At 70.0% G+C, this 19,930-nt stretch carries 20 protein-coding genes; 13 read left to right on the forward strand and 7 right to left on the reverse strand.

Going from position 1 to position 19,930, the window contains the following annotated elements:
- Window positions 1–304: 304 nt before the first annotated feature.
- Genes EIZ44_RS01210 through EIZ44_RS01225 form a run of 4 tightly spaced genes read left to right on the forward strand, consistent with a single transcriptional unit; the run spans window position 305 to window position 3,957 of the window.
- Window positions 305–1,117 carry an ABC transporter permease gene (locus EIZ44_RS01210; RefSeq protein ID WP_134727447.1) on the forward strand — a complete coding sequence of 271 codons (813 nt, stop codon included), beginning with the start codon at window positions 305–307 and terminating at the stop codon, window positions 1,115–1,117.
- On the forward strand, window positions 1,102–1,806 hold the full coding sequence (locus tag EIZ44_RS01215; RefSeq protein ID WP_134727448.1) for an ABC transporter ATP-binding protein: 705 nt from the start codon (window positions 1,102–1,104) through the stop codon (window positions 1,804–1,806). The genes EIZ44_RS01210 and EIZ44_RS01215 overlap by 16 nt, the downstream gene beginning before the upstream one ends.
- The gene (locus EIZ44_RS01220) at window positions 1,793–2,803 is read left to right on the forward strand and encodes an ABC transporter substrate-binding protein (protein WP_167753937.1); all 1,011 of its coding nucleotides are present in this window, start codon (window positions 1,793–1,795) and stop codon (window positions 2,801–2,803) included. Before EIZ44_RS01215 ends, EIZ44_RS01220 begins: the two co-directional genes overlap by 14 nt.
- Window positions 2,800–3,957, forward strand: coding sequence for an LLM class flavin-dependent oxidoreductase (locus EIZ44_RS01225; RefSeq protein WP_134727449.1), 1,158 nt, complete (start codon window positions 2,800–2,802; stop codon window positions 3,955–3,957). The genes EIZ44_RS01220 and EIZ44_RS01225 overlap by 4 nt, the downstream gene beginning before the upstream one ends.
- Before the next feature lie 25 nt (window positions 3,958–3,982).
- Here the strand turns inward: EIZ44_RS01225 and EIZ44_RS01230 are convergent, their stop codons facing one another.
- The 3 genes from EIZ44_RS01230 to EIZ44_RS01240 form a co-directional block, all read right to left on the reverse strand.
- Window positions 3,983–4,648, reverse strand: a complete 666-nt coding sequence (locus tag EIZ44_RS01230; RefSeq protein WP_051728480.1) for a GntR family transcriptional regulator — start codon at window positions 4,646–4,648, stop codon at window positions 3,983–3,985.
- Window positions 4,649–4,708: 60 nt separating this feature from the next.
- A complete protein-coding gene (locus EIZ44_RS01235) occupies window positions 4,709–5,971 on the reverse strand; it encodes an alpha-hydroxy acid oxidase (protein WP_134727450.1) in 1,263 nt (420 codons plus the stop codon).
- A gap of 135 nt (window positions 5,972–6,106) precedes the next feature.
- A complete protein-coding gene (locus EIZ44_RS01240; RefSeq protein ID WP_167753938.1) occupies window positions 6,107–7,057 on the reverse strand; it encodes a helix-turn-helix transcriptional regulator in 951 nt (316 codons plus the stop codon).
- 153 nt (window positions 7,058–7,210) lie between these two features.
- On the opposite strand from EIZ44_RS01240, the gene EIZ44_RS01245 reads away from it, so the two are divergent.
- Entirely contained in the window at window positions 7,211–8,656 is a 1,446-nt protein-coding gene (locus EIZ44_RS01245) for an amidase (protein WP_134727452.1), read from the forward strand.
- On the opposite strand, the gene EIZ44_RS01250 is transcribed toward EIZ44_RS01245, so the two are convergent.
- Together EIZ44_RS01250 and EIZ44_RS01255 are read right to left on the reverse strand one after the other, a co-directional pair.
- The gene (locus tag EIZ44_RS01250; protein ID WP_134727453.1) at window positions 8,634–9,482 is read right to left on the reverse strand and encodes an alpha/beta hydrolase; all 849 of its coding nucleotides are present in this window, start codon (window positions 9,480–9,482) and stop codon (window positions 8,634–8,636) included. The two genes, EIZ44_RS01245 and EIZ44_RS01250, sit on opposite strands and share 23 nt — an antisense overlap.
- Entirely contained in the window at window positions 9,479–10,696 is a 1,218-nt protein-coding gene (locus EIZ44_RS01255; protein ID WP_134727454.1) for a metal-dependent hydrolase family protein, read from the reverse strand. The genes EIZ44_RS01250 and EIZ44_RS01255 overlap by 4 nt, the downstream gene beginning before the upstream one ends.
- 52 nt (window positions 10,697–10,748) lie before the next feature.
- On the opposite strand from EIZ44_RS01255, the gene EIZ44_RS01260 reads away from it, so the two are divergent.
- The gene (locus tag EIZ44_RS01260; RefSeq protein WP_134661639.1) at window positions 10,749–11,315 is read left to right on the forward strand and encodes a TetR/AcrR family transcriptional regulator; all 567 of its coding nucleotides are present in this window, start codon (window positions 10,749–10,751) and stop codon (window positions 11,313–11,315) included.
- Here the strand turns inward: EIZ44_RS01260 and EIZ44_RS01265 are convergent, their stop codons facing one another.
- Window positions 11,316–12,071, reverse strand: a complete 756-nt coding sequence (locus EIZ44_RS01265; RefSeq protein ID WP_037805676.1) for an IclR family transcriptional regulator — start codon at window positions 12,069–12,071, stop codon at window positions 11,316–11,318.
- A 39-nt stretch (window positions 12,072–12,110) separates the two neighbouring features.
- Between EIZ44_RS01265 and EIZ44_RS01270 the strand changes: the two genes are divergently transcribed.
- Both EIZ44_RS01270 and dmpG read left to right on the forward strand, forming a co-directional pair.
- Window positions 12,111–13,013, forward strand: coding sequence for an acetaldehyde dehydrogenase (acetylating) (locus EIZ44_RS01270; protein WP_037805678.1), 903 nt, complete (start codon window positions 12,111–12,113; stop codon window positions 13,011–13,013).
- Complete coding sequence (dmpG, locus tag EIZ44_RS01275; protein WP_134661637.1) at window positions 13,010–14,035, forward strand: 4-hydroxy-2-oxovalerate aldolase; 1,026 nt, start codon at window positions 13,010–13,012, stop codon at window positions 14,033–14,035. The genes EIZ44_RS01270 and dmpG overlap by 4 nt, the downstream gene beginning before the upstream one ends.
- Here the strand turns inward: dmpG and EIZ44_RS01280 are convergent.
- A complete protein-coding gene (locus EIZ44_RS01280) occupies window positions 14,029–14,634 on the reverse strand; it encodes a TetR/AcrR family transcriptional regulator (RefSeq protein WP_134727455.1) in 606 nt (201 codons plus the stop codon). The genes dmpG and EIZ44_RS01280 overlap by 7 nt on opposite strands.
- Before the next feature lie 92 nt (window positions 14,635–14,726).
- Between EIZ44_RS01280 and EIZ44_RS01285 the strand changes: the two genes are divergently transcribed.
- The 5 genes from EIZ44_RS01285 (at window position 14,727) to EIZ44_RS01305 (ending at window position 19,843) form a co-directional block, all read left to right on the forward strand.
- Window positions 14,727–15,653 (forward strand): oxygenase MpaB family protein, encoded by a 927-nt coding sequence (locus tag EIZ44_RS01285; protein ID WP_134727456.1) that lies wholly within the window; start codon window positions 14,727–14,729, stop codon window positions 15,651–15,653.
- Window positions 15,654–15,720: 67 nt separating this feature from the next.
- Window positions 15,721–16,749 carry an LLM class F420-dependent oxidoreductase gene (locus EIZ44_RS01290; RefSeq protein WP_134727457.1) on the forward strand — a complete coding sequence of 343 codons (1,029 nt, stop codon included), beginning with the start codon at window positions 15,721–15,723 and terminating at the stop codon, window positions 16,747–16,749.
- A gap of 176 nt (window positions 16,750–16,925) precedes the next feature.
- Window positions 16,926–18,233, forward strand: coding sequence for an MFS transporter (locus tag EIZ44_RS01295; RefSeq protein ID WP_037805686.1), 1,308 nt, complete (start codon window positions 16,926–16,928; stop codon window positions 18,231–18,233).
- Entirely contained in the window at window positions 18,230–19,645 is a 1,416-nt protein-coding gene (locus EIZ44_RS01300) for a pyridoxal phosphate-dependent decarboxylase family protein (RefSeq protein WP_134727458.1), read from the forward strand. Before EIZ44_RS01295 ends, EIZ44_RS01300 begins: the two co-directional genes overlap by 4 nt.
- A gap of 6 nt (window positions 19,646–19,651) precedes the next feature.
- On the forward strand, window positions 19,652–19,843 hold the full coding sequence (locus EIZ44_RS01305; RefSeq protein ID WP_276323718.1) for a hypothetical protein: 192 nt from the start codon (window positions 19,652–19,654) through the stop codon (window positions 19,841–19,843).
- Window positions 19,844–19,930: the final 87 nt, after the last annotated feature.

The following is a 19,930-nucleotide window of genomic DNA, read 5'->3' on the forward strand; positions in this document are numbered from 1 at the left end:
ATTTCGTGACGCCCGCGCGCCGGTGTTCGGCAGCGGACCGGGAAACCTGTCCCGGATCCCGGGCACAAGGCTGCCCGCCCGGTGAACAAAACCCGTACACCGCGGCGCGGATTCCAGTGCGTGAGAGCCGTCCGGCCCGACATTGACTTCACCCGTCCGGGGATCGAAGCTCGGGGACATGAAGCGCGGCGTCCTCCTCGTGTGCCGCCTGCACGTCGACCTCCGGCAGCAGGCGAGCGCGGTCTGTCCGACCCGCCGCTGAATTCCTTTCCCTGAACCGAAAAACCCCACCCGGGAGAAATCCGTGTCGATTTCCACCACGGGCGTGCTGCCGCGCGCCGAAACGGCCGTGCCCAAGCGCGCGCCGCGGCGGCTGCCGTCGCTGCGCCGCTGGATCAGCCCGGTCGCGCTGGTCGCGGCGTGGCAGATCGCCAGCTCGACCGGCGCGTTGCCGCCCGACAAACTCAGCTCGCCCTGGACTGTCCTGCAAGCCGGGGTCGATGTCGCGCGCAGCGGCGAACTCGGCAGCGCTTTCGCGGTTTCGCTCGGCCGCGTCGGCGCGGGATTCGCGCTCGGGGCGCTCGCCGGACTGCTGCTCGGGGCCGTCGCGGGGTTGTCCCGCTGGGGCGAGGCATTGGTCGATCCGCCGGTGCAGATGCTGCGGACCTTGCCGTTCCTCGGGTTGATCCCGTTGTTCATCCTGTGGTTCGGGATCGGCGAAGAGACCAAGATCTTCCTGGTGGCGCTGGGCGTGGCGTTTCCGCTGTACTTGAATGTCCACTCGGGAATCCGCACCGCCGACCCGCAACTCGTGGAAGCCGCGCGGGCGCTGGGATTCACCCGCGCCGAACTGCTGTGGCACGTCGTCCTGCCCGGGGCGTTGCCGCAGGCGCTGGTCGGGCTGCGGCAGTCGCTCGGCGTCGCGTGGCTGGCGCTGATCGTCGGCGAGACCGTCAACGCGGACGCCGGGATCGGTTATCTCATCAACAATGCCCGCGAATTCCTGCGCACCGACGTCGTGGTGGTCGGGCTCGTGGTCTACGCCGTGCTGGGCCTCGTCACCGACGCCCTCGTCCGGCTGCTCGAAAGGAGGGCCTTGCGATGGCGAGCCCGGTAGTCGAGGTCCGTGACCTCTCGAAGAAATTCGGCGACCGCACTGTCCTCACCAGACTCAACCTGGACATCGGCCGCGGCGAGTTCGTCGCCTTGCTCGGGCGCAGCGGGTCCGGGAAGTCGACGCTGCTGAAGGTACTGGCCGGGCTGGACCAGGAGATCGAGGGCACGGCCACCGTGGACGGCACGGTTTCCGTCGCGTTCCAGCAGCCGCGGTTGCTGCCGTGGCGCAAGGTCTGGCGCAACATCGTGCTCGGCCTGCGTCCGGACAACGACCGTGCGGTGGCGGAGAAAGCGCTGGCCGAGGTGCGGCTGGCGGAGCATGCCGACAAGTGGCCGCTCACGCTGTCCGGCGGTGAGGCGCAACGGGTTTCGCTCGCCCGGGCCTTGGTCCGCGAACCGGATCTGCTGCTCCTGGACGAACCGTTCGGCGCGCTCGACGCGTTGACCCGGCTGGCGATGCACCGGCTCGTCGAAGACCTCTGGCGCACGCACGAGCCCGCCGTGCTGCTGGTGACCCACGACGTCGACGAAGCGCTCGTGCTCGCCGACCGGATCCTCGTCCTTGGCGAGGGCCACATCGTCGCCGAACACGTTCTCGGCCACCCGCGTCCGCGGAAGGCCGCCGACCACGCCGAGGTGCGCAGCCGCGTCCTGGCCGATCTGGGAGTGACCGAAGGTGCACCTGCGTAACGTCCTGGCCGCAGCGCTTCTGCTGACCGGGCTCGCTGCCTGCTCGTCGTCCGCTTCGGACGGTCGCGCGCCGGTTCCCGCCGCGGTTTCGCCCGCGGAGCTGAAGAAGGTCACGCTGCGCGTCGGCGATCAGAAGGGCGGGGTGAAATCCCTGCTCACCGCGGCGAATCAGCTGACCGGCACGCCCTACCGGATCGAATGGTCCACGTTCACTTCCGGGCCGCCGTTGCTGGAGGCGGCTTCGGCGGGAGCGATCGACGTCGGCCGCGTCGGCAATACGCCGCCGATTTTCGCGGCCGCGTCGAAGGCGAAGATCTCCGTGGTGAGCGTGGCGAAGAGCAATGTGGAGCGGGAAACCATTCTGGTGCCGCCGGATTCGCCGCTGACGGATGTCGCTTCCCTGCGGGGCAAGACGGTCGCTGTCGCGAAGGGGAGTTCGGCGCACGGGCAGCTGCTCAACACGCTCAAGAAGGCTGGTCTTTCCACCAAGGACATCAAGATCTCGTTCCTGCAGCCATCCGAGGCGTTCGCGGCGTTTACCCAGCACCAGATCGACGCCTGGGCGATCTGGGATCCCTACACCGCACAGGCCCAGATCGACGCGCACGCCCGCGTGCTCGCCGACGGCCGCGGCGCGTCCAACGGGCTCGCTTTCGAGACCGCCAGCACGACCGCGCTGGCCGATCCGGGCAAGAACTCGGCGATCAAGGATTTCGTGCAGCGCGTGGTGAAAGCGCAGCTCTGGTCCAATTCGCACCCCGACGAATGGGCGCGCGCGTGGGCGGCGGAGACCGGGTTGAAACCGGAGGTGGCGAAGAAGGCGGTCTCCGCCGGACGGGACCGGCCGATCCCGTTGGACGACGCCGTCGTCGCGTCCGAACAACAGCTCTCCGACGCGTTCACGAACGAGGGCACGCTGCCCGGGAAGGTCGACTTCGCGGCGTTCGTCGACCGCCGCTACGGGCCCGACATCGAGGCCGCGAGGAGGAACGGATGAGCCTGAAACTGCACTGGTTCCTGCCGACCACCGGGGACGGCCGGACGATCGTGGAACGCTTCCACGCCAACAAGTCCCAGGGCCCCAGCGCGCAGCGACCGGCGGATCTCGACTACCTCGCGCAGGTCGCCCGCGCGGCCGAACAGCTGGGTTTCGAGGGCGTGCTGACCCCGACCGGCACCTGGTGCGAGGACGCCTGGCTGACCACCGCCGCGCTGATCCGCGAAACGAGCAGGCTGAAGTTCCTCGTCGCGTTCCGGCCGGGCGTCATCTCGCCGACGCTCGCCGCGCAGATGGCCGGCACCTTCCAGCGGCTGTCCGGCGGCCGGGTCCTGCTGAACATCGTGACCGGCGGCGACGCGGTCGAACAGCGCCGGTTCGGCGACTGGCACGACCACGACGCCCGGTACGCCCGGACCGACGAGTTCTTGTCGATCGTGCGCGGCGTGTGGTCGGGCAAACCGTTCGACTTCGCCGGCGACCACCTGCGCGTCGAAGGAGCCACGACGCTCGCCGCGCCGGACCCGGTGCCGCCGCTGTACTTCGGCGGTTCGTCGTCGGCGGCGCTCCCGGTCGCCGCGCGGCACGCCGACGTCTACCTGACCTGGGGCGAACCGCCCGCGCAGGTCGCGGAGAAGATCGGCAAGGTGCGGGAACTGGCTGAGCAGCAGGGGCGCACGGTCCGGTTCGGCGTCCGGCTGCACACGATCGCACGCGACACGTCGGCGGAGGCTTGGGCGGAGGCGCAGAAGCTGCTGGACGCGTTGAGCCCGGAGCAGATCGCGAAGGCGCAGTCGCAGCTGGCGGCGAGCGAGTCGGTGGGGCAGCGGCGGATGGTCGCGCTGCACGGCGGCCGGGCCGGGACGACGGCGCGGGAGCTGGAGATCCATCCGGCGCTGTGGGCCGGGATCGGCCTGGTGCGCGGCGGTGCGGGGACGGCGCTTGTGGGGAGTTATGCGGAGATCGCGGACTTGATCGAGGAGTACCGCGAGGCCGGGGTCTCGGAGTTCGTGCTGTCCGGGTATCCGCATCTGGAGGAGGCGTACTGGTTCGGCGAGGGGGTGCGGCCGGAGCTGGCTCGGCGCGGGTTGCTGGACGCGGGACCGGTGGCGGTTCGGGCGGTGCCGGGGGAGCGGGCGGTGGCTGCTCTGTAGGGGAGCCGGGGCCCGGCAAGAACGCTCACGGAAGCAGGTGGGGAACCTCGTTCCGGCGGCGCAGCGCGAGGTGCATCATCGCGCGGCCGCCGAGTTCGAGGTCGTCCTCCAAGGCCTTCAGGGCGGTCTGGCCGCCGATGCGGAGCTGGTCGACGAGGTGCCGGTGCGTCGTCGCCAGGTGGGCGGCGGAGGACTCGGCGCGGATCGTCGCGAGCATGCAGTTCAGTTCGTTCTCGCAGGCCCGGTGCGCGGCGAGCACGCGAGGGTTTCCGCTGGCCTTCACGATTTCCGTGTGGACCGCGCTGTGTGCCTCGATCACGTGTCGCCACGGTGTTTCCGCGGTCATCGCTTCGAGTCGCCGCACCGCTTCGTCCACTGCGTCGAAGTTCGCGTTCTGCAGCAGAGCCAGCCGGAGTGCGCCGAGTTCGAGGATGGAGCGGTACGAGCACATCGCGTCGATGCGTTCGGTCGTCACTGCGGGGACGACGATCCCCTTGTTGCGCTGGTGCTCGAGGAGGCCCTCGGACACCAGCGTCTGCAGGCCGGACCGCACCGAATGCCGTCCGGCGCCGAAGCGGGCGCTCAGCGATTCCTCGGTGAGCCGCGTCCCGGGCTCGAGGAGGCCGTCCAGGAGGTCGTCGCGGAGGGCTTGCGCGATGCTTCCCGGCGTACTGCCCGCCTGTTCGCGCACTTCGCCACTCGTTTCAGCAGAACTTCCCACAGCGACTGCCGATCTTAGCCGAGCCCGCCGTCAAATCCGGGCGGGCAGCCGCAGAGAGGCGTGTTCCGCGGTGATCTCGTCGGTGCGCTTGACGCCGAGAAGCCGCAACGTCCGCACGTACTCGGCGCGGAGGATCTCGATCGCGCGCTCGACACCTTGCTCTCCGGCCGCCATCAGGCCGTACAGGTAGGCCCGGCCGACCATCGCCGCCGACGCGCCCAGCGCCCGTGCGGCAACGAGGTCCGCGCCGGTCCGGACGCCGGTGTCGAGGATGACCTCGCAGTCGTCTCCGACGGCGTCCACGACGCGCGGCAGCAGTTCGAGCGGGGTCGGCGCGCGGTCGAGCTGGCGGCCGCCGTGGTTCGAGAGCACCAGGGCGTCGACGCCGCAAGCGGCCATCTCCTTGGCGTCCGCGACGCTCTGAATCCCTTTGACGATCAGCTTTCCCGGCCACAGCCCGCGCAGCCACCGCAGGTCGTCGACGGTCAGCGACGGGTCGAACATCGTGCCGATCAGTTCCTCGACGGTGCCGTCGAAGTTGTTCAACGCGGCGAATTGCAACGGTTCGGTGGTCAGCAGGTTCATCCACCAGGACGGCCGGACCGCGATCCCGGCGAGGGTGCGGACGGTCAGCGTCGGCGGGATCGTCAGTCCATTCCGGACATCGCGCATCCGCGCCCCGCCGATCGGGGTGTCGACCGTGAGAACGAGCGCCTCGTACCCGGCCTGAGCTGCGCGTTCGACCAGTGCTTCGCTCGCGGCGCGGTCTTTCCAGAGATAGAGCTGGAACCACTGCCGCGCGGACGGTGCGCTGACGCGGACGTCTTCGAGGTCGGTGGTGCCCATTGTCGAGAGCACGTACGGGATCCCGGCGCGGGCGGCTGCGCGGGCGACGGCGATCTCGCCCTCGTGGTGCATCATGCGGGTGAAACCGGTCGGTGCCAGCACAAGCGGCAGCGCGGACTGTCCACCGAGGACAGACGTCGACGGGTCCACCTCGGTGACGTCCTGCAGCACGCGCGGATGCAACTCGACGTTTTCGAAGGCCCGCCGCGCCCGGCCCAGGCTGATTTCCTGCTCCGCCGCGCCGTCGACGTAGTCGAAAACCGGCCGCGGCGTGCGGCGGCGGGCGATGGTGCGCAGGTCGTCGATGGTGTGCGCGGTGGCGAGGCGGCGCTCGCGGACGTCGAACCGGGGCTGCCGGAATTTGAGCAGCGGCCGGATCTCCGAGGGTCGGGGCAGCCGCCGCTTGATCGCCCGCCGGGGCAGGTGCTCGGGTTCGAACGTGGTCATCCGCTGCCTCCTGGCCGCCGGGGATCAGTACACAATCGCGAGCCGGTGAACTTCGTGCTCTATCGGCGTTTGTGCGATTCATGGGCAGGAGGAGTGAAGCATGGCCCCATCGGGAGCGCAAGGATTGTGACACAATCAGCGGTGCGCGGCCTCCAGCGCGCCGAGCGTGTCGAGGTCGTGCTCGAGCGCGTGCCGGGCCAGCGCGGTCCGGTTCGGGCAGTCGAGTTTCACCAGCGAAGACTCGACGTGGCTGCGCACCGTCCGAACTGCGATCCCCAGTGCCGCCGAGATCCGCTCGTTCGACCATCCGCGCGCGACCAGCCCGACGACATCCAGCTCCCGCCCGGTCAACGGCCCGGGATCGGGCAGGCGGGAGATCCGCAGCAGCACTCCGTCCGGACGGCGCATCCGGGCGAGCACCTGCCACCAGACGCCGTCCGCGTCCCGATGGCGGAATCCGGTCCGCTCGCCCTTGGTGCACCGCGCGGCGAGCCGGGCCTCGTGTTCGCTCAGCGGCAGGCACTCCGTCGCAGCCGAGCGCACGTCGACCTTCCCCGGGGAGACGAGCAGGACGACGTCGGCCGCGGGATCGCCCGGTTCCGCGCCGGGGTCGGCCAGCGCGGCGAAATCATGAGACAGCATCGTGAGCGCGAGGACGGATCCGTCGTCCAACGGCCGATCGTGAAGGGAACTCAGCGCGACGAAGCTGCGCTCCGGACCTGAACTGGGCGAGAGCGGCAGCGTCACGCCTTCGCGGAAACCGTAGGGCTGAATGCCTTCCCGGTACGTCCTGGTCTCGTGGACCTCCGGGATGTCGACGAAGCGCAACGGCAGGCCCAGCCGGGTCGCGCGCAGGTGGATCGGGCACTTCCAGCGGTAGGTCGTGGTCAGGTAGCCGAGCATGTCCGCGGGATAGCCGAGGTTGACCGTCGTGGTGTGCTGTTTGCTGCCGCTCACCAACGCGACGCAGGCGAAACCGAGTTTGTCCCGCACCGCGCGGAGCGGGGTTTCGACGGGCAGTTCGCCGCGGCCCGCCGCGCGCACTTCCCGGGCGAGCCGGGCCCACCACTGCACATCCGCGGTCATTTCCGCACCTCCGCTGCCGGACGGAGCATGAACGGCCGCCGCCGCGGATGTCAACGGGACGCACATCCGCGGCGGCGACGGAACGGCTTTTCGGCCGATGCCGCCGCCCGCGCCCGCTCATAGCCTTCCGTTCCCCGGCTGAAGGAGACTTCGATGAACCTTGACGAATACGCCGCCCTCGACGCGACCGCGCTGGCCGCGGTCATCGCCTCCGGGGAGGTCACCGCCGAGGAGGTCGCGGCGCTGGCGGTCGAAGCGATCGGCAAGGTGAATCCGGAGCTGAACGCGGTCGCCGACGGCCCGTTCGAGCGCCCGCTCGACTACTCGCCCGACGGGCGGTTCGCCGGAGTCCCGTTCGCGATCAAGGATCTCGTGCTGCACGCTGCCGGAGTGCCGACCCGGATGGGCACGCGGATGCTCGGGCAAGGCATCGTGCCGCCGGCGGACACTCACCTGATGGAGCGCTTCCGCGCGGCGGGCCTGGCGACGCTGGCGGTCACGACCACGCCGGAGCTGGGGTTCAACGGCAATTCCGAAGCGCTGGCCTACGGTTCGACGCGCAATCCGTGGAACACCGGGCACAGCGCAGGCGGATCCAGCGGCGGGTCAGCGGCCCTCGTCGCGGCCGGGGCGCTCCCGATCGCGCACGCCAACGACGGCGGCGGCTCGATCCGCGTACCCGCGGCCTGCAACGGCCTGGTCGGACTGAAGCCCAGCCGCGGCCGGGTGCCGACCGGCCCGGACTACGCCGATCCGTTGTACGGAATGGGGGTCGAACTCGCGGTGTCGCGGACGGTCCGGGACACCGCGGCCCTGCTGGACGAGGTCGCGGTGAGCTATCCGGGCGACCCGTACGTCCTCGCCCCGCCCGCACGCCCGTGGCTCGACGAGGTCGGCGCCGATCCCGGACGGCTGCGCATCGGCCTGCACACCGAATCCTGGGCGGGCAGCTACGTCGACCCGGAGGTGGCGCGCGCGGTCGAAGCCGTGGCCGAGGTGCTCGAAGCGGCGGGCCACCACGTCGAACGCGCGACGCCGGTCTTCGACTGGGAAGCGTTCCTGCACGCGAATCAGGTGCTGTGGTCCGGATTCCTGGCCGGTTCGGTCGCCGGGATCGAAGAGCTGACCGGGGTCGCGGCGAGTCCGGAGAATCTCGAACGCACCACGTGGGCGTGCGTCGAGTACGGCCGTTCGATCAGCGCGATGGAACTGACCGCGGCGTTGGGCGCGATGAACGCCGTTTCCCGGGAGGCAGGCCGCTTCTTCACCGGATACGACCTGCTGCTGACCCCGACGATCAACACCCCGGCGCCGCCGCTGGGCCGTCTGGACGCGAACGCGGATCTCACCGCGGCCGAGTGGACGAAGCAGCTTTTCGACGTTTGCTCGTTCACGCCGTTGTTCAACCTGATCGGTGCTCCGGCGATCAGCCTTCCGCTGGGCGAGTCCTCGCGGGGGTTGCCGATCGGAGTGCAGCTGGGCGGGCCGGTGTGTTCGGAATCGTTGCTGCTGCGGGTCGCCGCGTTCCTGGAAGAGGCGATGCCGTGGGCAGCCCGGCGACCCGCAGTCCACGCCGCTACTGGGACCGGCACGTCCTGAGGTAGCTGAGGAACGACGCTTGCAACCCGGTCACGTGCGTTTCGCGCAAGACCTCGCTGGTGACGGCGGGCGACGTGACGCGGTGCAGGAACGTGGCCGCGTGTTTCGCGAGGTTCTGGTAGACGGCCAGGTCTCCGAAAAGCTCCCGGTCGTTGACGGTCACGTGCAGCTTGGCGGCGGGCCGCCGGTCGCCAAGCTCGCGGAGTTGGGCGAAAACCTGACTGTCTTCACCGATAACGCCGGGGCTGCCCGCTCCGACGCTCTCGAAGAGCGGGCAGCCGCTGAGCCAGGCGTAGAGGCTGAAAAGTCCGCCGTAGGAGTAGCCGAAGAGGCCGTGACCGCTCTCGGCCGTGCCGTAGTCGCGTTCGATGCGCGGGTGGAGTTCCTCGGTGAGGAAGGCCAGGAACGCGTCGGCGCGGGTGTCGCGCAATTCGGCGAGGTAGGCGTCGGCCTCTTCGCGGGTCATCCGGCCCGTGCTGACGCCCATCTCCACGGCATCCACGAATTCCGGGGCGACGGGTTCGCCGGGCGGCACGAGGTCGCGGTTGCGCAGCCGCGCCCAATGCTGCGCGTCCTCGCCCGCGTAGCCGACGCTGACCTGCAGGTACGGCTGGATCTGCTGCATGGGATCCGCCTGCGTGACGATCAGCGGGGCGGTCTGGCCCACGGCCCAGTTGCCGTCGAGCACGTAGACGGCCGGTGCCCGCGTCGTGGCGGGGTCGTAGCCCGGCGGCGTGGTGACCCAGACGCCGTAGTCGTACCCGCTGCCGGAACGCATTTCGAAGTATTCGGTGTCGGCGAAGCAGCCGTGCCACAGGGTGCTCATCGGAGGTCCTTCACTACGCGTCCGGCCTGGACGACGACGATCGCGTTGGCCGGGTCGGAGAAAAGCTGCGGATTCTCGAGCGGATTTCCGTTCCAGAGCACGAAATCCGCCTGAAAGCCGGGAGCGATGACTCCCACTTCGCCGGCAAGGCCGAGGATCTCGGCGTTGGTTTTCGTGGCTGCCACGAGAGCATCCATCGGCGTCTCCAGACCGGCTCGCAAGGCGAGTTCTTCGCCTCGGTGGTGCTGGGCCGGCCCGATGAGGTCGGACCCCAGCCCGATCCGCAGCCCGGCCTTCTTGGCGACAGCGAGCGCCTCGGCCATCCGCTCGCGAACGCCCAGCACTCGCTCGCGGATCGACTCGTTGAGGCCAGTGCTCGCGGTGTCTCGAAGCAGTTGTTCAACGACGGCGAACGTGGGCACCAGGGCAACGTCGTGCGCGGCCATCAAGGCGGCTGTCGGCTCGTCGATGTCGGTGCCGTGCTCGACGCAGCGCACCCCGGCCTCGACGGCGTTCCGGATGCCTTCGTTGTTGTGCGCGTGAACCGTCACGTAGGTGCCGCGCGCGGCGGCTTCTTGAACCGCGACAGCGATTTCTTCGCCGGTGAACTGGGTGTCGGTCAGCTGGTCATGCGAGCTGACCACCCCGCCGGTCACGCAAAGCTTCAAGAAAGAGGCTCCGCGACGGAAGGCCTCGCGCACGTTGCTGCGCAGCTCGTTCGCGTTGCCCGACTGCATGGACAGGGCGCACAGGCCCGGGATGTGATGGTCGCTCCACCGTTCGGTCGGCTCCCATTCGGCTCCGTAGTAGCCGTGGCCGCCGGTCTGGCATTGAACCGGTCCGCACGACAGCACGCGCGGCCCCCGGACCTTCCCCTTGGCGATCGTGGTGACGACGCCGCCGTCGATGCCGCCGGTGTCCCGGACCGTCGTGAACCCGGCGTCGAGCGCCGCGCCGGCCGTGGCGAAGATGTCCGCCGCGAGCTCGGCGGTACTGAGCCGAAACGCGAACTGCGGTTCGATCGGGCTCGACAGCCCCAGGTGGACGTGCGCGTCGATCAGGCCGGGCGTCATCGTCAGCCCGTCGGCAGCGAAGCGCTCGCCGGACGCGTCGGACTCCGCGATCACCCCGTCTTCGACCGTGACCGTGACCTCGGCGGGATCTCGCCCCGACCCGTCGACGACCGTCGCGCCGACTACCTGAAACCGTCCCACGAGCTGTCCCTCCGCCGTTGCACCGTTCTTTTCCAATGGATAAACTGCGGAGGTGACCTTGTCAAGCACGGAACCCCAGGGCGACGCCCGCGAGCGTCTTCTGGCGCGGCTTCTCGACGCCTTCGACGGGACGCTTCCCTCACCGGAGGTCTCGCTGCGCGAGGTCGCCGCCCGGGCCGACACCAGTCATGCCCTGCTGCGCTACCACTTCGGATCGCTGCCGGGGGTCCTGGCGGCGATGCTCAAGGCGCAGCGAACCCGCGACAACGAGGCACTGTTCGAGACGGCTCGCGACAGCACCTTCGACGAGTTCGTCGTGGCGATCTGGCGGACCTATACCCGCCCGGAGCAGCTGTCTCGGGTTCGCGGGTTCTTTCATGTCGCAGGGCTGGCGGCGTACCGGCCGGAGGACTTCCGCGAGCTGGTCGAGTCGCTGGACGACCTGACGAAGATGCTGGCTTCGCTCGCGGAACGCGAGGGGCGGAGTGCCAGGGATGCGCTGACGATGGCGACTGTTGCCGTCGCGGCGATTCGTGGTTTGTTGTTGCAGGAGGTGCTGACTCCGGAGGGCCATTCGGAGGATGCGGTCGCGTTGATCCTCCGGATGAGCAAGGGCTGATCAGGTCTCGGAAACCGTCCGCGACAACGCCAGTGCCACCGTCCGCACCGCGGGTGCGACGCGTTCGGTGCGCATCCGCGTTGCCCATCCGGAGATCGACACCGCGGCCACGGCGAGTCCGTTCGCGTCGACCAGCGGGCTCGCCGCGCAGACGACGCCGACGCCGGATTCCTCGCGCTCGAAGGCGATCCCGTCCTCGCGGATCCGCGCCAATTGGCGGCGCAGCAATCCGGGCGCGGTGATCGTCCGCGGGCTGACCCGGGGCAGCCCGGCGTCGATTACGCGCGTCACGACGTCGTCGGGGGAGCAGGACAGGATCGCCTTCCCGACCCCGGTCGCGTGCGCGGGAAACCGTCCGCCGGTGCGCGAGGGAAGATCCGGTGCGTCCGGACCGCGCAGCACGTCCAGGTACACCACTTCGGTGCCTTCCAGGACCGCCAGATGCACCGTGTTCCGCGTGGCCTCCCGCAGATCCGCCAGGTACGGCCGCGCCGCCTCCACCAGACCGCGGCGGCGCACCGCGAGCTGGCCGATCTCGAAGAGCCGCAGTCCTAATCGGACCGAGGTGCCGTCGCGTTCCAGCAGGCCGGTGTCGGCCAGGTGCCCGGCGAGCCGGTGCACGGTCGTCTTCGCCAGCCCGGTCCGGCGCGCCAGCTCGGATACGCCGAGCGCGTCGTCGCCGGGGCGGAAGGCTTCCAGCACGGCGGCGACCCGTGCGGTCACGAGCCCGTCGCCGTTCCGTCCAGTGGTACGCATGGGTTGAGTGTGCCCCATCCCGGCGAGCACCGTGGCGGCATGGCGGAACGCAAGGTGACGGCCGCGATCGTCGGCCCGGGCAACATCGGTACGGACTTGCTGGCAAAACTCCAGCGCAGCGAGCACGTGGAAGTGCGCTACATGGTGGGCGTCGACCCGGCGTCGGACGGGCTCGCCCGCGCCGCGAAGCTCGGGCTCGAGACGTCGGCCGAGGGCGTCGACTGGCTGCTGGCGCGCGCGGAACTGCCGCAGCTGGTATTCGAATCGACGTCGGCGAAGGCGCACAAGGCCAACGCGCCGCGGTACGCCGAGGCCGGCATCCGCGCGATCGACCTGACGCCCGCCGCGGTCGGCCCGCTGACCTGCCCGGCGGTGAATCCGCCCGACCAGCTGACCGACCGCAACGTCAACATGATCACCTGCGGCGGCCAGGCGACCATCCCGATCGTGCACGCGGTTTCGCGGGTGACGCCGGTGTCGTACGCGGAGATCGTCGCGTCGGTGTCGTCGCGGTCGGCCGGACCGGGCACGCGCGCGAACATCGACGAGTTCACCGAGACCACCTCGCACGCGATCGAGAAGGTCGGCGGCGCGGACAAGGGCCGCGCGATCATCATCATCAACCCGATGGACCCGCCGATGATCATGCGCGACACGGTGTTCTGCGCGGTCGACCCGGACGCCGACTTCGACGCGATCAGCGAATCCGTGCACCGCATGGTGAAAGACGTCCAGCAGTACGTGCCGGGCTACACGCTCAAGGCCGACCCGCAGTTCGACCCGCCGCGGCCGGACTGGAGCGGCAAGGCCCGCGTGGGCGTCTTCCTGGAGGTCGCGGGCAACGGCGACTACCTGCCCAAGTACGCGGGCAACCTCGACATCATGACCGCCGCCGCCGCGCGCGTCGGCGATCTCTTCGCCGCTCAGGAGGTGGCCGCGTGAACAACACCGACGTCCGGCTGGTCGACACCACTCTGCGCGACGGCAGCCACGCCATGGCGCACCAGTTCACCGAAAAGCAGGTGCGCGACACCGTCCGCGCGCTCGACGACGCGGGCATCTCGCTGATCGAGGTGACCCACGGCGACGGCCTCGGCGGCTCGACCTTCAACTACGGCTTTTCCTTGGTGGACGAGCGAAAGCTGATCGCCGCCGCGGTCGACGAGGCGAAGCAGGCGAAGATCGCCGTGCTCCTCCTGCCCGGTCTAGGCACGGTCACCGACCTGCGCGCGGCGGCCGACCTCGGCGCGGGCGCGGTGCGGATCGCGACCCACTGCACCGAGGCCGACGTGTCCATCCAGCACTTCGGCGCGGCCCGCGATCTCGGCCTGGAAACCGTCGGCTTCCTGATGCTGTCGCACATGTCGTCCCCGGAGGACCTGGCGAAGCAGGCCCGGATCATGGCCGACGCGGGCTGCCAGTGCGTGTACGTCGTGGACTCCGCGGGCGCGCTGATCCTGGACGACGCGTCCGACCGGGTCGCCGCGCTGGTCGCGGAACTCGGCGACGATGCCCAGGTGGGCTACCACGGGCACCAGAACCTGAGCTTCGGCGTCGCCAACTCGGTGCTCGCGTACCGCGCGGGAGCCCGGCAGATCGACGGTTCGCTCGCCGCGCTCGGCGCGGGGGCGGGCAACTCGCCGACCGAGGTCCTGGCGGCCACGTTCGAGCGGCTCGGCATCAAAACCGGCGTGGACAAAGACGTGCTGATGGAAGCCGCGGAGAACGTGGTGAAGAAGTACCTGACCCGGCTGCCGGTGATGGACCGGTCGTCGATCATCCAGGGCTACGCCGGCGTGTACTCCAGCTTCCTGCTGCACGCCGAACGCGCCGCCGAGCGCTACGGCGTCCCGGCGCACGAAATCTTGTACAAGGTCGGCGAGGAACGCTACGTCGGCGGCCAGGAGGACATGATCATCGACATCGCGCTGCGGCTGCGCGACGAGCGGGCAGCCGCTCAGTGAGCCCCCGGGTCGAAAGCGTCCGCGCCGAGCACGAGCTGCACGCAGTGCTCGACGAGACGCTCGCGGCTCACCTTCAGCGTGCCGTCGAGGTAAGCGATGAACACGTTGCTGAGCGCGCCGACGAGACCGATCGCCACCAGCTGGCGGCCGGTTTCGTCGCCGCGCGACAGCTGTTCGCCGACAAGCGTGGTGAACGCCGGGAGCAGGTGCAGGCCGCGCTGGGTCAGCGCCGGATCGGTCAGCGGCGCGAGCAGCAGCACGCGGCCCTTGCGCGGGTCGTCCAGCACCAGCTCCACGAAAGCGGTCACGGCGCGTTCGGCCCGGCGGCTCGGATCGGCTTCGCCGGACACCGCGTCGGCCAACGCTTTCCTCGCCTGGTCTCCGACGTCCTCGTACACAGCGGCGACCAGGCTTTCCCGGTCGGCGAAGCTTTCGTAGAAGTACCGCTCGGTCAGTTTCGCCGACCGGCACACCGCGCGGACGCTCACCGCCGCGCTGCCCTGCGCGCCCAGCAGGTCGAGCCCGGCGGCCAGCAGCTGGGCCCGGCGCTGGGCCTTGCGGTCGTCCAGCGTCGTGCCCGCCCACGTGCGGCCCGGCATGCCCCGCTCCCGTCCCGAGTTGACCACAGATGTTGTCACATCCTAACCTGACAACAGCTGTAGTCACTTCGCCGACCCGCCGAGGAGCCGCGATGAGGGACGCACCGGAGCCGCTGGGACCGGACTCGCTGACCTGGAAGTACTTCGGGGACTGGCGCGGGCTGCTGATCGCGCTGTGGGCCGGGTCGATGCAGAACATGCACCCGGGCCTCGGCGCGGGCGTCGAGGAGCATTCGAGGTTCTTCGAGGAGCGCTGGCAGCGGCTGTTCCGTTCGCTGTACCCGATCGGCGGCGTGGTCTACGACGGCCCGCTCGCGCACCGCACGGCGCTGGAGGTGCGCGGTTACCACGACCGGATCAAGGGCGTGGACGCGAAAGGCCGCCGCTACCACGCGCTCGACCCGGACACGTACTACTGGGCGCATTCGACGTTCTTCGTCAGCACCATCCTGATCGCCGACCATTTCATGGGCGGCATCGGCGAAGAGGAGAAGCGCACCCTGTTCGACGAGCACGTGCGCTGGTGGCGGATGTACGACATGACGATGCGGCCGGTGCCGGAATCGTGGGAGGACTTCCAGCGGTACTGGAAGCACATGTGCGCCGAGGTGCTGGAGGACAACAAGGCCACCCGCGACGTCCTCGACCTCCGCGGCATCGCGAAACCGCCGTTCCTGCCGTGGCTTCCGGATCCGCTGTGGAAACCGGTCTCGAAGGTCATCGCGAAACAGTTCGTGTGGCTGACCGTCGGGCTGTACGACCAGGAAGTGCGCGACCTGCTCGGCTACCGCTGGACCGCACGGGACGCCCGCCGGCACCGCCGTGTGGGCAAGCTGATCAACGCGGCGTTCTCGCTGCTTCCGCACGACCGCCGCTACCATCCGCGGGCACGGGCGGGCTGGCGGCGCGCCCGCGGCGAACTGGCCCCGGGGACGCCGCCGGTCGAAACCCCGCGCCGCAATCTTCCCCCGCTCGCCGAGCGCGGGAAACCGGAGCACTACTCGCCGGACGTGCCGTGAAGGACTCCTTCCGGGACTCTGGTTCCCGGAAGGAGCCCTGCACGGGCTTCGAGATCAGGAGGGCTTGATGAAGCTGGGCTTTCACCTCGGGTACTGGGGGAGCGGGCCGATCCCGGGCGCGCAGGAGACCGTGCTCGAAGCCGAACGGCTCGGATTCGACTCGGTGTGGTCGGCCGAGGCGTACGGGTCGGACGCGTTCACCCCGCTGGCCTGGGTCGGCGCGGCGACCAACCGGATCAAGCTCGGCACCAACATCGTGCAGATGTCCGCGCGCACCCCGACCGCGACCGCGATGAGCGCGCTGACCATGGACCACCTGTCCGGCGGCCGGTTCGTGCTCGGGCTGGGCGCGTCCGGGCCGCAGGTGGTGGAGGGCTGGTACGGGCAGCCGTATCCGAAGCCGCTGGCGCGCACGCGCGAGTACGTCGAGATCGTGCGCAAGGTGCTGGCCCGCGAGGAACCGGTGACCCTCGACGGGCAGTTCTTCCAGCTGCCGCTCAAGGGCGGGACCGGACTGGGCAAACCGCTCAAGCCGACCGTGCACCCGCTGCGCGCCGACCTGCCGATCTACCTCGCCGCCGAAGGCCCGAAGAACGTCGCGCTGGCCGCGGAGATCTGCGACGGCTGGCTGCCGCTGTTCTTCTCGCCCAAGTCCGACGGCTTCTACCGGGCCGCGCTGGAGGAGGGCTTCGCCCGCCCGGGCGCGCGGCGGAGCGGCCTGGACGGGTTCGAGGTCGCCGCGTCGGTGCCGGTGATCGTGCACGACGACGTCGAGGAGGCGGCGAGCTTCATCAAGCCGGCGCTGGCGCTGTACATCGGCGGGATGGGCGCGAAGAGCGTGAACTTCCACCACGACGTGTTCGCCCGGCTCGGCTACGCGGACGTGGCGGACAAGGTGCAGGAGCTGTACCTGGCGGGGCGGAAGGAAGAAGCGGTCAAGGCGATCCCGACTTCGCTGGTCGAGGACACGTCGCTGATCGGCCCCGCGGAGAAGATCCGCGAAGAGCTGGCAGCGTGGGAAGCGACGGTGGTGACGACGCTGCTGCTGCGCGGGGACGCCGGGTCGCTGGCGAAGGCGGCGAAAGCGCTGTCCTGACGAGAGAAGGTCGTGAGCGGCGAGGCCGGTCAGAAGCGGCACCCCGCTCACGAGGCGGTAGTCGGCCCGGTACGGCCAGTGCATCACGACGGTGGCACGATTCCTCCCGACCACTACCCGGAACCGGCGAAGATCCATTAGGCATGCGTTCGTCGTTCCGCCTTGGAGGAGGACCTTTGGCGTCGCTGTCCCGCCGCACGAGATTCCGCTACTCGCTCGGCTCCTTCGTCACCGGCGGGTTCGGCACGGTGCCCGGGCTGCTCCTGCTCCCGTACCTGACCGACACCATGGCGGTGCCCGCCGCGGCGGCCGGGATCATCGTGTTCGTGCCCAAGGCGTGGGACGTGGTTTTCAACCCGGTCGCCGGGCGGCTGTCCGACGCCGACCTCGCGCGCACCGGCAGCAGGCGGCGCTTCCTGCTGCGCGGCGGGATCGGCGTCGCGATCCTGTTCTTCGCCTTGTTCGCGCATCCCGGCTTCGGCACGCCGGTGTGGGACGCGACGTACGTCGTCGTGATGTTCTTCCTGTGCGCCACCGCGTACGCGTTCTTCCAGGTGCCGTTCAACGCGCTTCCGGCCGAGCTGACCGATTCCGCCGAGGAACGCACGAAGCTCACCAGCGTCCGGATCGGCGTGCTGGCGGTCGCGGTGCTGGTGTCCGGCGGCGGCGCCCCGGCGATCACCGACCTGCTGCCCGGCGTGGCGGGCTACCGGGTGATGGGCCTGGTGATGGCGGTGATCATCCTGGCCGCCACGCTCGGCGTCTACTTCGGCCTGAAGGGCGCGCCGGTCGGCTCGCTGCGGCCCAACACGGTGCGGCTCAAGGAATTGGCGCGCACCATCGCGCAGTGGCGTTCGTTCCGGTGGCTGATGGGCGTCTACTTCATCCAGGCGCTCGGCATCGGCACCGTGCTGGCCGCGATCCCGTACTTCGCGCAGCACGTCCTCGGCGACCCGAGTTACCGCACCTACCTGTTCGTCGGCTTCGTCGGGCCTGCGCTCGTCACGATGCCGCTGTGGCCGCGGGTGGGCGCGCGCTGGGGCAAGCTCGCCGGCTTCCGGATCGCCACCACGTCGTTCTTCGTCGGCCTGGTGGCGATGTACTTCGCCGACCGGCTCCCGTTCGCCGCGACGCTGGTGTTCGTCGCGCTCGCCGGTGTCGGCTACGCGGGCATTTCGGTGTTCCCGCTGGCGATCCTGCCGGACCTGATCAGCGCCGAGGAGGAGCGGACCGGCGAGACCAGGGCGGGCGTGACGGCCGGCGTGTGGACCGCGTCCGAAACGCTCGGGCTCGCGCTCGGGCCGGGATTGTTCGGGCTCGTACTGCAGGGCGGGAGCTACGTGTCGAGCACCGGCACGACCGCCGTCCCGCAGCCGCATTCGGCGATCACCGCCATCGTGATCGGCGCGTCGGTGCTGCCCGCGGTGCTGATCGCGCTCGGCATCCCGCTGCTGCGCCGTTCGGTCCTGGAGAAGCAGGCGTGAACGACGTACTGGCGCGGCTGCGCGAACTCCGCTCCGGCGACCTGCCGACGCACGGCGGCCGCACGCTCGCCTACGTGTACGACAGCGGACTGTCCGAAGTGGACGAAATCGCCGCCGCCGCGCACGCGCTGGCCAGCTCCGCCAACGGACTCGACCCGACCGCGTTCCCCAGCCTGCTGCGGATGGAGAACGACCTGGTCGCCCGCGCGGCCGGACTGCTCGGCGGGACGCCGGAGACGGCCGGCACGGTGACGTCCGGCGGCACCGAATCGTGTCTGCTGGCGGTCCTCGCCGCCCGCGAGGCGCGGCCGGACCTCGCTGCGCCGTCGATCGTGCTCCCGGAAACCGCGCACGCCGCGTTCCACAAGGCCGCGCATCTGTTTGGCGTGCGGAAGATCGTGGTGCCGGTCGATCCGGAAACCTTCCGCGCGGACCCGGCGGCGATGACCGCGGCCATCGACGACTCCACCGTGCTCGTCGTGGCGAGCGCGCCGTCGTACGCGCACGGTGTCGTCGACCCGATCGAGGAGATCGCCGCCGCCGCTTCGGCACGCGGGGTGCGCATGCACGTGGACGCGTGCATCGGCGGCTGGGTGCTGCCGTACTTCGCGAAGCTGGGCGCGGACTTGCCGCCGTTCGACTTCCGCGTTCCGGGCGTCACCAGCATTTCCGTGGACCTGCACAAATACGCCTACTGCGCCAAGGGCGTCTCCGTCCTGTTGCACGCGTCGGCGGAACTCCGGCGCACTCACTACTTCGCAAGCGCCGCCTGGCCCGGCTACACGATGCTCAACCCGACGCTGCAGAGCACCCGCTCCGGCGGTCCGCTCGCCGCCGCGTGGGCCGTCGTGCACCACCTCGGCGACGACGGTTACCTCCAACTGGCCTCGCGGACGCGGGAAGCCGTCGGACGGATTCGTGCTGGCGTGGCTTCGATTCCGGGCCTGCGCGTGCTGGGCGAGCCGGTGTCGACGCTGGTCGCGTTCACCGGCTCGGACGGCTTCGACCTGTTCACCGTCGCCGACGAGATGAAGGTACGCGGCTGGTACGTCCAGCCGCAGTTCGCGCACGGGACTTCTCCGCTGAACCTGCACCTCACCGTCACCGCCGCGAACCACGGCAGCGAGCCGGAATTCCTCGCCGATCTGACGGCCTCGGTCGAGGCGGCGCGGACGCAAGGCCCGGTGCGGGTCGATCCGGACGTCGCCGCGTTCGTGGCCGCGTTGGATCCGGAAACATTGACGTCTGAGCAGTTCGGTGGGCTGCTCGCTGCGGCGGGTCTGACCGGTGGCGGTGGGTTGCCGGAGCGGATGGCGTCGATCAACGCGTTGCTGGCGGCTGCGCCGGAAGCGTTGCGGGAGCGGCTGTTGGTGGAGTTTCTGGGCGCGCTGTACACGCCGTCGCGCGACTAGTTCATCGTGCGGCGCGGCACGTGGCTGACGTCTGAGCAGTTCGGTGGCCTGTTCGCCGCGGCGGGCCTGACCGGCGGTGGCGGGTTGCCGGGGCGGATGGCTCCGGTCAACGCGCTGCTGGCGGCCGCGCCGGAAGCGTTGCGGGAGCGGCTGCTGGTGGAGTTCCTCGGCGCGCTGTACACGCCGTCCTCGGAGTAGCGCAACCGATCGGCCGGTCGCCCGTCCAGGGATCGTGGGGAGTTCCGAGGAAAATCGAAGACCGGGTTTGGTGCGGGCTGCAGTCGT

This window comes from Amycolatopsis nivea (assembly GCF_004522235.1).
Lineage (GTDB): Bacteria > Actinomycetota > Actinomycetes > Mycobacteriales > Pseudonocardiaceae > Amycolatopsis > Amycolatopsis nivea.